Source organism: Phenylobacterium sp., from assembly GCF_030645195.1.
Taxonomy (GTDB): Bacteria; Pseudomonadota; Alphaproteobacteria; order Caulobacterales; family Caulobacteraceae; genus Phenylobacterium.
This window is the reverse complement of sequence record NZ_JAUSLW010000176.1, coordinates 1-12,034: the sequence shown is the minus strand read 5'-3', so window position 1 is coordinate 12,034 and position 12,034 is coordinate 1. Positions and strand designations below refer to the sequence as shown.

General features: G+C 69.4%; 16 protein-coding genes and 1 pseudogene. 12 read left to right on the top strand and 5 right to left on the bottom strand.

The window, feature by feature from the left end; translation table 11 throughout:
- From Q7T09_RS14590 to Q7T09_RS14580, 3 genes and pseudogenes are all read left to right on the top strand, one after another.
- Window positions 1-364: pseudogene (locus Q7T09_RS14590) on the top strand (GMP synthase (glutamine-hydrolyzing)); the annotation flags it as partial.
- Window positions 365-492: 128 nt separating this feature from the next.
- Window positions 493-729, top strand: a complete 237-nt coding sequence (locus Q7T09_RS14585; RefSeq protein ID WP_304700617.1) for an Arc family DNA-binding protein — start codon at window positions 493-495, stop codon at window positions 727-729.
- Entirely contained in the window at window positions 716-1,093 is a 378-nt protein-coding gene (locus Q7T09_RS14580) for a type II toxin-antitoxin system VapC family toxin (RefSeq protein WP_304700616.1), read from the top strand. The genes Q7T09_RS14585 and Q7T09_RS14580 overlap by 14 nt, the downstream gene beginning before the upstream one ends.
- Before the next feature lie 226 nt (window positions 1,094-1,319).
- Here the strand turns inward: Q7T09_RS14580 and msrA are convergent, their stop codons facing one another.
- The 5 genes from msrA to Q7T09_RS14555 form a co-directional block, all read right to left on the bottom strand.
- Window positions 1,320-1,826 (bottom strand): peptide-methionine (S)-S-oxide reductase MsrA, encoded by a 507-nt coding sequence (gene msrA, locus Q7T09_RS14575; protein WP_304700615.1) that lies wholly within the window; start codon window positions 1,824-1,826, stop codon window positions 1,320-1,322.
- A 119-nt stretch (window positions 1,827-1,945) separates the two neighbouring features.
- Complete coding sequence (locus tag Q7T09_RS14570; protein WP_304700614.1) at window positions 1,946-2,425, bottom strand: NUDIX domain-containing protein; 480 nt, start codon at window positions 2,423-2,425, stop codon at window positions 1,946-1,948.
- A gap of 6 nt (window positions 2,426-2,431) precedes the next feature.
- The gene (locus tag Q7T09_RS14565; protein ID WP_304700613.1) at window positions 2,432-3,967 is read right to left on the bottom strand and encodes a M20/M25/M40 family metallo-hydrolase; all 1,536 of its coding nucleotides are present in this window, start codon (window positions 3,965-3,967) and stop codon (window positions 2,432-2,434) included.
- 104 nt (window positions 3,968-4,071) lie between these two features.
- On the bottom strand, window positions 4,072-6,720 hold the full coding sequence (locus Q7T09_RS14560; protein WP_304700612.1) for a bifunctional acetate--CoA ligase family protein/GNAT family N-acetyltransferase: 2,649 nt from the start codon (window positions 6,718-6,720) through the stop codon (window positions 4,072-4,074).
- 13 nt (window positions 6,721-6,733) lie between these two features.
- The gene (locus Q7T09_RS14555) at window positions 6,734-7,336 is read right to left on the bottom strand and encodes an NAD(P)H-dependent oxidoreductase (RefSeq protein ID WP_304700611.1); all 603 of its coding nucleotides are present in this window, start codon (window positions 7,334-7,336) and stop codon (window positions 6,734-6,736) included.
- 158 nt (window positions 7,337-7,494) lie between these two features.
- Between Q7T09_RS14555 and Q7T09_RS14550 the strand changes: the two genes are divergently transcribed.
- From Q7T09_RS14550 to panB, 9 genes are all read left to right on the top strand, one after another.
- Window positions 7,495-7,854: an ArsC family reductase gene (locus tag Q7T09_RS14550; RefSeq protein WP_304700610.1), complete on the top strand. Its 360-nt coding sequence runs from the start codon at window positions 7,495-7,497 to the stop codon at window positions 7,852-7,854.
- 44 nt (window positions 7,855-7,898) lie between these two features.
- Window positions 7,899-8,336, top strand: coding sequence for a DUF1801 domain-containing protein (locus tag Q7T09_RS14545; RefSeq protein WP_304700609.1), 438 nt, complete (start codon window positions 7,899-7,901; stop codon window positions 8,334-8,336).
- Between the two features lie 121 nt (window positions 8,337-8,457).
- Entirely contained in the window at window positions 8,458-8,910 is a 453-nt protein-coding gene (locus Q7T09_RS14540) for a hypothetical protein (protein WP_304700608.1), read from the top strand.
- A gap of 5 nt (window positions 8,911-8,915) precedes the next feature.
- Entirely contained in the window at window positions 8,916-9,428 is a 513-nt protein-coding gene (locus Q7T09_RS14535; RefSeq protein WP_304700607.1) for an RNA polymerase sigma factor, read from the top strand.
- Window positions 9,415-9,720 carry a hypothetical protein gene (locus Q7T09_RS14530; protein ID WP_304700606.1) on the top strand — a complete coding sequence of 102 codons (306 nt, stop codon included), beginning with the start codon at window positions 9,415-9,417 and terminating at the stop codon, window positions 9,718-9,720. The genes Q7T09_RS14535 and Q7T09_RS14530 overlap by 14 nt, the downstream gene beginning before the upstream one ends.
- Window positions 9,721-9,821: 101 nt before the next feature.
- On the top strand, window positions 9,822-10,199 hold the full coding sequence (locus tag Q7T09_RS14525; protein ID WP_304700605.1) for a DUF6249 domain-containing protein: 378 nt from the start codon (window positions 9,822-9,824) through the stop codon (window positions 10,197-10,199).
- Window positions 10,200-10,224: 25 nt separating this feature from the next.
- Window positions 10,225-10,806: an RNA polymerase sigma factor gene (locus tag Q7T09_RS14520; RefSeq protein WP_304700604.1), complete on the top strand. Its 582-nt coding sequence runs from the start codon at window positions 10,225-10,227 to the stop codon at window positions 10,804-10,806.
- The gene (locus tag Q7T09_RS14515) at window positions 10,799-11,179 is read left to right on the top strand and encodes a hypothetical protein (RefSeq protein WP_304700603.1); all 381 of its coding nucleotides are present in this window, start codon (window positions 10,799-10,801) and stop codon (window positions 11,177-11,179) included. Before Q7T09_RS14520 ends, Q7T09_RS14515 begins: the two co-directional genes overlap by 8 nt.
- A complete protein-coding gene (gene panB, locus Q7T09_RS14510) occupies window positions 11,179-12,012 on the top strand; it encodes a 3-methyl-2-oxobutanoate hydroxymethyltransferase (RefSeq protein ID WP_304700602.1) in 834 nt (277 codons plus the stop codon). Before Q7T09_RS14515 ends, panB begins: the two co-directional genes overlap by 1 nt.
- Window positions 12,013-12,034 lie beyond the last annotated feature (22 nt).

The following is a 12,034-nucleotide window of genomic DNA, read 5'->3' as shown; positions in this document are numbered from 1 at the left end:
CCCCGGCCTGGCCATCCGCATCCCCGGCGAGATCACCCGCGAAAAGGTCGCCGTCCTGCAGCAGGCCGACGCCATCTATCTCGACGAGATCCGCAAGGCCGGCCTCTACGACAAGATCTGGCAGGCCTTCGCCGTGCTGCTGCCCGTCAAGACGGTCGGCGTCATGGGCGACGCCCGCACCTACGAGGACGTGCTCGCCCTGCGCGCCGTCACCTCCACCGACGGCATGACCGCCGACTTCTTCGAATTCCCCTGGGAAGTCCTGGGCCGCTGCGCCACCCGCATCATCAACGAGGTGAGGGGCGTCAACCGCGTGGTCTACGACGTGACGTCCAAGCCGCCCGGGACCATCGAGTGGGAATAGATGTCGGTAGCCATCCCACTGAGGATGCGCGCCGCACTCTCAACGGCTTCTGAGGGGGACGAAGTCCCACTTCGACAGAAATGGGAGGCGTGATACGATTTGCTCCATTTCGGAGCCAAAACGAAGCCATGCCTACCAACCTGTCGATCAAGAACGCGCCAGACCATGTCGTGGCGCGCCTGAGGGAACGAGCGCGGCGGCATCACCGATCGTTGCAGGGGGAACTCCTGGCGATCATCGAGAGCGCTACTCGCGAAGATCAGCCATCGACGCCGGCGGAAGTCCTGGCCGAGGTGCGTCGACTCGGATTGGAGACGCCGGGGGAAGCCGTCTCGATCGTCCGCGCCAATCGTGACCGCCGCTAAGGTCGTCGACGCCTCTGCTCTGGCGGCTCTCCTGTTCGGCGAGCCGGAAGGTGAGGTGATCGCGGAACGGCTCGACGGCGCCCGGCTGATCGCGCCCAACCTTTTGGCCTTCGAGTTGGCGAACGTCTGTCTGGTGAAATGCCGCCGTCATCCCCACCAGCGCGAAGCGCTTCTGGCCGGCCTCAAGTTGAGCGTTCGGCTTGGCGTGGAGGAAATTGCGGTCAATCATGACGCGGTCGTCGAACTGGCCCTGGAGACCGGCTTGACCGCCTACGATGCGAGCTATCTCTGGCTCGCGAGGCAATTTGGGGCGGATCTTGTCACCTTGGACAAGGCGCTCGACAGGGCCGCGACAGCCGGGTGATTGCGACGGACCTGGAGGGTGCCGGCGCTCACGGCGCAGGAGCGGGCCGTCGTCAGCGCCGCGTGCGAGCGCTTCATCGTCGAAACCTTGAAGCCCCGGTTCCTTCCTGAAGTCCGCCGGACTTCGTTCAACTATCCCATCGACATCTTCGGCAAGTGGCGGGGAAGCAGATACAGCTTCATCACACGCTATCGCTCGGGTTTCCCCGAGAACGAGGGCGATGCCGTCACGCCGAGGCGCGGACCGGCAGTTTCCAGCTTGGCCGCACGAAGTGGCAGGTGTAGCCGTTGGGGATGCGTTCCAGGTAGTCCTGGTGCTCCGGCTCGGCTTCCCAGAAGTCGCCCACGGGGGCGACCTCGGTCACCACCTTGCCCGGCCACAGGCCCGAGGCCTCGACGTCGGCGATGGTGTCCAGGGCGACCTTCTTCTGCGCCTCGTGGGCATAGTAGATCGCCGAGCGGTAGCTCATCCCGAGGTCGTTGCCCTGCCGGTCCTTGGTGGTCGGGTCGTGGATCTGGAAGAAGAACTCCAGCAGGGCGCGGTAGCTGATCCTGGCCGGATCGAAGAGGATCTCGATGGCCTCGGCATGGGTCCCGTGGTTGCGATAGGTGGCGTTCTTCACCTCGCCGCCGGAATAGCCGACCCGGGTGGAGATCACGCCGTCATAGCGGCGGATCAGATCCTGCATGCCCCAGAAGCACCCGCCGGCCAGCACCGCACGTTCCTGACTCATCGATCTTCTCCTTCAAGGGCTTCGACTTTAGACGCCCGGCTTGGTGAAGCCCAGCCACGTCCGGCCTCCAAGATGGGGTGGGGACGGCGGCGATCCAAGGCGGCCCCGCGGCCCGGCGTCTAGCCGCCCAGGCGCTGGCGGGCTTCCACCAGGATCGGCAGCTGGCCGCGATGGATCTTGATCAGGGCCTCCTCGGCCGGGACATAGGCGGCCCGGTCGACCTCCGGGAAGCTCCGCATCCGGCCGGAACCGCGCGGCCACTCCATCTCGAAGCTGTTGCTCCGGAACGCGGCCAGGTCGAGATCGGCCTGGGTCATCCAGGCCTGGACGGTCTTGCCGCCCGGCTGCCGCTGGGGGGACAGGGGCGTCAGCGGTGTCGTGATCGCCAGGCCCAGCTCCTCCTGGAACTCTCGCCGCGCCGCGGCCAGCAGATCCTCGCCCTCCTCGGCCAGGCCCTTGGGGATGGACCAGGCTGCGACGTCCTTGCCCCGCCAGAACGGCCCGCCCGGATGGACGAGCAGGAACTCCAGGTCAGGGCCCACGCCGCGACAGACTAGAACGCCGGCGCTGACCGCCACGGGCCGGGCGCGCGGTGTCATGGGCGCCTATTTCGCCGAGGCGATCTCATAGAGGAAGTCCACATAACTCATGGTCGACCCGACAAGGCCCTCGACCTTGGGGTTGCTGGACTCGATCACATAGTACTCGTTGGGGGCATGCGCCCCGCTGCCGTGGCCCAGGCCGAATTGCCCGGCGGGCAGGCTGACCGGGGCCGAGGTGAACACCGCCCCGGGCCAGGACCCCGCCAGGCGCGGATAGAGGGTGGTGGGCACGCCCTGGCGCTTGTAGGTGGCCAGCTCGGCGCGGATCAGGCGGCTGTTCTCGTCGGTCTCGGTGGGGTCGTAGCCGCCGCCGACATTGATCTCGATGTCCTGGAAGCCGCGCCTGTCCAGGTGGGCGCGGAGCTTGGCCACCGAGTCCTCGGCGGTCTGGTTGGGCACCAGGCGCAGGTCGATCTTGGCCACGGCCCGGCCGGGCAGGACGGTCTTGCCGCCCGGCCCGGTATAGCCCGCCACCAGCCCCTCGATATTGACCGTGGGCTGGGAGGCCAGGCGCTCCAGGGTCTTCTCCCAGGGTAGGTCGTCGATGAAGCGCTCGACCCCCAGGGCCTTCTTGGCGTCGGCCTCGCTGAGCTGCCGGCCGGCCAGCGCGATCAGCTCCTTCTCGCGGGCGGTGAGGGGCCGGACCTTCTCGAAATAGTTGTCGATGGCCGGCCTGTTGCCGTCCGGGGTCACCAGGGTCGACAGCGCCTGGACCAGGCGCCAGGCCGGGCTGTCGACGCGCGCCTTCTCGCTGGAGTGGATGTCGGTCTTGGGGCCCCGGCCCCACTTGGCGCCGCTGGCCACCAGCTCGAACTCGACGATGCCCTTGGCGCCCAGGTTGACGGTCACGCCGCCATCGCTGGGGCTCTGCCAGCCGGCGGGAATGACCACGCCCTCGCACGTCTTCAGGGCGGCCAGCACGTTGGGCTTGGTGACGATCTGGCGGAAGTGGGGGCTGCCGATCTCCTCCTCGCCCTCGCAGACCAGGACCAGGTTCACCGGCGGCGTCTTGCCGGCCGCGCGGATGGCGTGGAGGGCGGCCAGGAAGGCGGCCTGCGGCCCCTTCTGGTTCACCGCGCCGCGGCCGACGATCACCTTGCCGAAGCCCGGCTTGTCGACGATGCGCGCCTCCAGGGGCGGCGAACTCCACTCCGCCGGGTCGAACTGCTTCACGTCGTACATGAAGTAGACGCCCATCCAGCGCTTGGCGCCGACGTCCAGGGTGGCGAAGACGCCCGGATGGCCGTCGGTGGGAACCTTCTCGACGTGCTGGAAGCCGGCGTCCCTGGCGAGCGCCATCATGTAGTCGCAGCCCTTGTCCATGTCGCGGTTCTCGGCGGCGATGGAGGGCAGGGCGATCCAGTCCTGGATGCGCTTGACCGAGGCGTCATAGCCCTTCTCGGCGGCCTTGCGGATGGCGGCCAGGTCGCCGCTGACGGCGAAGGCCAGGCCCGGGACGAACAGGGTGGCGGCTGCGCCCCCGGCCAGCAGCGCGCGGCGGCTGGGAACGAGGCTGGCGCCTGATTGCTGGTTCGACATCCCGATTCCTCCAAGCCACGACTGGCGGGATTAGGACGGCGATATTCCGGGGCCGACAAGCCTGATCTGGAGGAGCGGGGTTCGCCGATCGCAGGTTGGGGCGGTCAGGACAGGGTCTTGATGACCCGCGTCAGGGTGGGGTCCTCGGCGGGGCCGCGCTCGAAGCCGAAGGCCGCGGCTATCTCCAACATCGGCCGGTTCTCCCGGTCGATCTCGCCCCACACCTGCGCCAGCTTGCGCGCCGCGGCATAGCTCAGCAGCTCCTGCAGCAGCAGGCGGCCCAGGCCGCGGTTCTGCCAGTCGCTGCGCACCATCAGGGCGAACTCCGCCGTCGCCCCCTCCGGGTCCCCCGCCAGGCGCGAGACCCCCAGGATGGCGCCGTCGGCCGCCTGCGCCACCAGGGCCATCTCGCGGTCGTAGTCGATCTGCGACAGCCGCTGGGCCCAGCTCGCCGGCAGGGGCCGGAAGCCGGTGCGGAACCGCAGCCGGACATCCTCCGGCGTGCTCTGGTCCAGCATCTCGATCAGGCGCGGGGCGTCCTGGGGCCGGATGGCGCGCACCGTCAGGGCGGCGTCCCCGACGCTCACCGAATGGGTCAGGCCCTCCGGATAGGGCCGGATCGCCGCGCGCGGCGCGTGGTCCGGCTTGGCCAGGCGGATGCGGGCGTCCAGGGCGATCACCCCGTCGGCGTCGGCGAGCAGGGGATTGATGTCCAGTTCCACCACCTCGGGCAGGTCGGCCGCCAGCCGCGACAGGCCGATCAGCGCCTCCGACAGGGCCGCCAGGTCGGCGGGCGGGCGGTCGCGATAGCCCGCCAGGCGCTTGGAGATCCGGGTGCGGCCGATCAGCTCGCGGGCCAGGACGTCGTCCAGCGGCGCCAGGCCGATGGCGCGGTCGCCCTCCACCTCCACGGCGACGCCGCCGCGGCCGAACAGCACCACGGGACCGAAGACCGCGTCCTGCAGGACGCCGACGATCAACTCCTCGCTCTTCGGGCGCAGGATCATGGCCTCCAGGCTGAAGCCGTCGATCCTGGCCTCCGGCTTGGCGGCGGCGACGGTCTCCAGCATCCGGTGGGCGGCGGCCTCCACGGCCTGCGCGCCCGTCAGGTTCAGGACCACGCCGCCGACATCGGACTTGTGGCTGATGTCCCGCGACAGGATCTTCAGGGCGACCGGGCCGCCGATCGCCTCGGCGGCGAGGCCAGCCGCCTCCGGCGTCGGGGTGGCGCGGCTCTCGATGACCGGGACGCCATAGGCCTTCATCACCTCGCGGGCCTCGGGGTCGGTCAGTTCCGTGCGCCCCGACGCCAGCACCGCTTCGATCAGCTTGCGCGCCGCGGCGGGATCGCGGCTGACGCCGGAGGACAGGGCCGGGGTCTGCAGCAGCATCTGCTGGTTCTGGCGGTGCGCCACCAGGTGGGTGAAGGCCCGCACCGCCTCGTCGGGAGTCTCGTGGGTGGGGATCTTGGCGGCGGCCAGGACGCGGCGGCCCTCGGCCACGGCGCCGTCCCCCAGCCAGCAGCTGAAGATCGGCGGCTTGGTCTTGGCCTTGGCGTAGCTGGCCACGACGGCCCGGGCCGCATCGGCGCTGTCGGCCACGGCGACGGGGCAGTTGAGCACCAGGATGGCGTCGGCCTCGGGCTCCTGCAGCAGGACCTCCAGGGCCAGGCTGTAGCGGTCGGCCTGGGCGTCGCCGAGGATGTCCACCGGATTGCCGCGCGAGGCGTTGGCGGGCAGGCCGGCGGCCAGGCGTTCCAGCCCCTCCGCCGACAGGGTGGCGAGCCGGCCGCCCCGGGCTTCCAGGGCGTCGACCGCCATGACGCCCGCGCCGCCGCCATTGGTGAGGATGGCCAGTCGGTCCCCCTGCACCGACAGACCGGCGGTCAGGGTGGTGACGGCGTCGAATAGCTCCCGCAGTTCGCCCACCCGCAGCATGCCGGCCCGCCGGAACGCCGCGTCATAGACCGCGTCGGAGCCGGCCAGGGCCCCGGTGTGGGAGAAGGCCGCCTTGGCCCCGGCGGCGCTGCGCCCGGCCTTGATCACCACCACCGGTTTGGTGCGGGCGGCGATCCGGCCGGCGGTCATGAACTTGCGCGCGTCCGTGATGCTCTCGACATAGAGCAGGATCGCCTTGGTCTCGGGATCCAGGGCCAGATAGTCCAGCAGGTCCCCGAAATCGACGTCGGCGGCGTCGCCGATGGTGACCACGTGGGAGAAGCCGAAGCCCCGGCTATTGGCCCAGTCCAGGGCCGCGGCGGTGACGGCGCCCGACTGCGCCACCAGGGCGATGCCGCCGGCGGCCGGGGTCAGGTGGACGAAGCTGGCGTTGATCCCGCGCTTGGGCGAGATGAATCCCAGGCAGTTGGGGCCGACGATTCGCAGCAGGTGCGGCCGCGCGGCCTGCAGCAGTTGCTGGCGCAGCCCCCCTTCGCCGGCGGCGAAACCCGCCGAGATCACCACGGCGGCGCGGCAGCCCCGCGCGCCCAGTTCGGCGATGATCTGGGGCACGCCGGGCGCCGGGGTGGCGATGACCGCCAGGTCCGGGGTGATGGGAAGGTCGGCCACCGAGGTATAGCTGAGGGTCGAGCGGATCGCCTGCTCGTGCGGATTGACCGCCAGGACCGGGCCCTTGAAGCCGCTCTCCAGCAGATTGCGCGCCAGGACGGCGCCCACCGTGTGCGGGGTGTTGCTGGCGCCCACCAGGGCGATCGCCCGCGGCTCGAAGAGGGCGTCGAGGTTGCGAGTGGTCATGGGAACCGGTTGGTTAGGCGGAGGCGTCCGCGGCGAAGCTGCTGCGCAGGGCGGCGCGCACCTGGTCTAGCATGTCGGCGGCCGGGTCCTCCGCCAGGTTCGGGACGATGCCGCCAAAGTGCGAGTGGCCCAGCACCGTCAGGCCGCAGACCCCGGCCAGGTGATAATCGAACACCGTCATCAGGGCCTTGAGCGCCCCGGTGGAATTGACCCACTGGTCCGGCGCGCCGGAGGTGGAGAAGCTCAGCAGGCTCTTGGCCTCCAGTAGGGGCTCGGTGCCGTCCGAGGCCGGCGCGAAGCCGAAGCGCATGCCGAACACCCGGTCGACATAGCCCTTCAGGATCGCCGGCGGGGCGTTGAACCAGAAGGGATAGACGAAGATGAAGCTGTCGACGTCGGCCAGCAGCCCGCGCTCGGCGACGACGTCGGCGCCGGCCTGGAACCCGGCGTCGGTGGGAAGTTCCTGAGCCTTCAGGCGCGGGTCGAAGTCCATGGCGTAGAGGTCGCGCAGAACCACGGTGCGGCCCAGCTCCGTCAGGGTCTCGACGCAGGTCCGCGCGATGGAGGCGCAGAAACTGTCGGACTTGGGATGGGCGAGGACAACGGCATGTTTCATGGCGGCGATCCCAAGGGGCCGGCGAGACCGGCTGATGGCGAGTATCAGGGCCCGACCCGACCGGGTTTGATCTCAGTCACAGGGCGTGGTTTGGACAGGCTCAGTTTGTCGGGTCGGGGCGCAGGACGCAAACCCGATGCGACCTCGGAGAACTCAAGATGGCGCGACCCCCGTCGGTGACGATCTACGGCATCAAGGCCTGCGACACGATGAAGAAGGCGCGGACCTGGCTCGACCAGCACGGGATCGCCTACGCCTTCCACGACTACAAGACCGCCGGGATCGAGCGCGCGCGCCTGGAGACCTGGGCCGCCCAGGTGGGATGGGAGCTGCTGCTGAACCGCTCGGGAACCACCTTCCGCAAGTTGCCGGAGGCCGACAAGGCCGACCTCGACGAGACCAAGGCCATCGCCCTGATGCTGGGTCAGCCCTCGATGATCCGGCGGCCGGTCCTGGATGTCGGCGGCGGCGTCATCGTCGGCTTCACGCCCCATGCCTATGCGTCCTCCTTCGCCTAGGCGCCGCCGGTCCCGGTGCTAGACTTTTTAGCTGGGAGGCGGAGATGGCCCAGCAGAACAAGACCCAACCCACCGATGCCGATGTCGAGGCCTTCCTCGCCGCCGTCGAACCGGCTCCGCGCCAGGCAGATGCGCGCGCCGTGTGCGATCTGCTGGCCATGCTCAGCGACCGGCCGCCGAAGATGTGGGGGCCCAGCATCGTGGGCTTTGGCCAGTACCACTACCGTTACGAGAGCGGCCGGGAGGGCGACGCGCCCTGCATCGGCTTCTCGCCGCGCAAGGCGGCCCTGACCCTCTACCTGATGGGAATCTATGCCGATGGCGGCATGGCCAAAGAGCCGCTGCTGGCGAAGCTGGGCAAGTTCACGGCCGGCAAGGGTTGCCTCTACATAAAGCGGCTCTCGGACGTCGATCTCGGCGTGCTGGAGGCCCTGGCGGTCAGGTCCCTGGCCCATGTGCGCAGGACCTATCCGCACAGTTGACCTGGCCCGTCAGAAATTCGTCCGAGGCCGTGCATCCAATCGGCGCCGTGGCGGCGACTAGGGATGAAACGGGCGGACAGGCGAAATCCCCGCCCCGGAAATCACTCGGGGGCTCAAGCTCATGGATACATCGACCGTGCAGGATTTCTTCCACAGCTATTGGTGGCTGATCTTTCCGATCGGCGGCTTCATATTCGCGGCCTGGGACCGCTGGCTCAGCTACCAGCGCAGCCGCGACGCCCTGGACCTGATCAAGACCTATTCGGCCCAGGGCAAGGACGTGCCGCCCGAGTTGCTGCGCCAGGTGCAGGACGATGCCTGGGACGACGACGATGACTATCGCGGCCGCCGCGGGCGGCGCGCCTATCGCCGATACTATCGGCACGGCCCCTACTGGCAATTTCGTTCGGCCATCTACACCGGCGCCATCGCCGCCGCCTTCTGGGTGGCTTCGCAATACGCCTTCGTGCCGGGCACGGTCGGGCCCTTCCGGGTGGTGGCGATCATCCTGACCTGCATCGCCGCGGCCAACCTGGCCCTGGCGCTCCTGTCCTCCAGCTTCAAAGGCAAATGACGCCGATGGCGTTCGATGGCGGCCATGTTCCGACGCAGGACATCGCCCGGCTCGTCGAGCGCCACCAACAGGCGCTGCGGGCCTTCCTGCGCCGGGCCTGCGGCGACTGGGCCCTGGCCGACGACCTGGCCCAGGAAACCTTCCTGACCGCCTGGGAGAAGATCGGCGAGCTGCCGCCCGACGCCAATGTGCGGGCCTGGCTCTGCGGGATCGGCTATAACAAGACCCTGACCGCCCTGCGCTCGGCGCGCCGCGCCAGGCGGCGGGAGGCGGACTACCAGGAGGCGGCGCCGACGACAGACGCGCCGCATCCCGCCGACCGCCTGGCCCTGGATCGGGCCATGGCTGACCTGCCGGTGGAACAGAGGGCCGCGGTCGCCCTCTGTCTCGCCGGGGACTTCAGCCACGCGGAGGCCGCCCAGATTCTGGCGCTTCCGCTGGGCACAGTGAAATCGCACGTGACGCGGGGCCGTTCGCGTCTGCTGCAAGCCTTGGGGAGAGCCGATGACCCGGCCTGACGATCACCTCGCCGTCCTGTTCGCCCAGGATCTTCCGCCGGCCCGCGACCCGGCGTTTTCGGCGAGCGTCCTGGAGGCGGTGGCGCGCCGGCGCTTCCAGCAGGAACTGGCCTTCATCGCCGCAGCCAGCCTCGCCGGCGCCGGCGCCCTGGCCATGCTCTGGCCGGTGCTGCGGCCGGCCCTGCACGCCTTGGCGCAGGGCCTGGCGCCCGCGGGCCTGGCCCTCGGCGGGGCGGCCCTGTTCGTGGCCCTGGCCTCCGGACGGCTCGGGGCGGTCTTGAGTTTCCGATGATGACAAAGATTTCATGGCTCCGCTTGCATCTGTACGGACCGGAGCGCGCCTCTTTCCCTACAGAAGCGGGCTGAAACGGCCCCAACTGGAGAGACCACATCATGGAAGCCGTCCTCATCGTCTTCATCGTTTTCGGTTCGATCGCCTCGCTGTTCCTGGTGCCCAGCTATCTGAAGAGCCGCGAACGCTCGCGCCTGCACGACACCCTCAAGGCCTCGATCGAACACGGCCAGCCGATCCCCGCCGAGGTGATCGAGGCCATCACCAGCGATGTGAAGATCAAGGCGCCGGCCTCGCCGATGCGCGACCTGCGCGTCGGCATCATCTGGCTGGGCGTCGCCGTCGGCCTGGCCGCCTTCGGCTTCGCCATCAGCTTCGAGGAGCCGGACGCCCTCTATCCGCTGATCGGCATGGCCGCCTTCCCGGGGTTCATCGGCCTGGCCTTCATCGCCATCTCGTTCTTCGGGCGCGCCAAGTAGGCCGGTTCCAGGGGGAGCAAGCCCAATGTCGGGCGCACAACAGCTACGGTATGCGAGCCTCCACGATGTGGAGCTGGCGGCCCTCGCCGCCGCCGGGGAACGGGGCGCCTTTGGCGAGCTGGTCCGTCGGCATGGCTCGGCCGTGCGGGGCCTCCTGCGCCGGATGGGCGCGGGTGGGGCGGAGGCCGACGACACGGCCCAGGACGCCTTCCTCGCGGCCTTCGAGAGCATCACCGAGTTCCGGGGCGAGGGGACCTTCGCCGCCTGGGTCAAGCGTATCGCCGCCCGTCAGTACCTGAAGCGCCTGCAGCGCGAACGGCGTCTGGCGAGCCTGGCCGTCGAAGCCGAGGAGGGGGCGGAGACCGCCCACCACCCCGACGCCGCCGGCCGCATCGATCTGGATGAAGCCATGAAGTGTTTGGGGGCGGCGGAACGTCTCTGCGTGAGCATGTGCTACGGCGCGGGCCTTTCCCACGCCGAGGCCGCGGACGCCTTGAATCTGCCGCTTGGAACGGTCAAATCCCATGTCAAACGTGGTCTGGAGAAGCTCAGAACGCGACTGGCGCCTGAGGGCGCGGAGCTTGAGGGGAGGCGCGGCAATGGCTGAGATCGATTTCGAACGCCGCCTTGAGCGGCTCTTCGCCGAGGCGCCCGTCTTCCCGGACGAGAGCGCCTTCGCCGCGCGCGTGGAGCGCCGGCTGAACTATGGCTGGAACCTGCGCCGCTGGTTCATCGGCGCCGCGGGTCTGGCCGGCGGCGTCATCGGCGCGAGCCAGCTGATCATGTCCAACTTCGTCCAGCGGGTGGAGGACGCCTCCGAAGGCTCCTCGCGCATCCTGCAGGCCGGCATCGCCCAGGCCCGCCCGGGCATGGATTTGTTCGCCATGGTGCAGTCCGACTGGACCGTGGTCTGGATCGCCAGCGGCCTCGCCGTCCTGGCCATGGGCTTCGTGCTCACCCGCGTGATCGAGGAGATCTGATGTCGTCCCACCGTCAGGAGACCGTCCGGCGCCTCGCCGCGCCGGACATCACCGCGCGCAAGGGCGGCGTGCCCATCGTCTGCCTGACGGCCTACACAGCGCCGATGGCCGAACTGCTGGACGAGCACTGCGACCTGCTGCTGGTGGGCGACAGCGTCGGCATGGTGGTCCATGGCCTGCCCAACACCGTGGGCGTCACCATGGAGATGATGATCCTGCACGGCCAGGCGGTGATGCGGACCTCCAGGAAGGCCATGGTCGTCGTCGACATGCCCTTCGGCTCTTACGAGGGCGCGCCGGAGACCGCCTATGACAACGCCGTCCGCATCATGAAGGAGACCGGCGCCTCGGCGGTGAAGGTCGAGAGCGGCACCACGGTGGTCGACACCATCGAATACCTGGTCAAGCGCGGCGTGCCGGTCATGGGCCATGTGGGCCTGCGGCCCCAGGCGGTGCTGGTGGACGGCGGTTTCAAGGCCAAGGGCCGGGGCGGGGACGAACGCGCCCGCATCCTGGAGGAGGCCAAGGCCACCGCCGCGGCCGGCGCCTTCGCCGTCGTTGTCGAGGGCGTGGCCGAGGGCCTGGCCCGGGAGATCACCGAGACCATCGCCGTCCCCACCATCGGTATCGGCGCCTCGGCCGGCTGCGACGGTCAGATCCTGGTGACCGACGACATGCTGGGCCTGTTCGACTGGACGCCCAAGTTCGTGCGCCGCTACGCCGACCTGCGCGGCGAGATCTCCAAGGCCATCGCCGGCTATGCGGACGACGTGCGCCAGCGGAACTTCCCCGGCCCGGCCGAGATCTATTTCGCCAAGGCCGCCAACACCTAGGCGAAGACCACGGCAGGCTCCG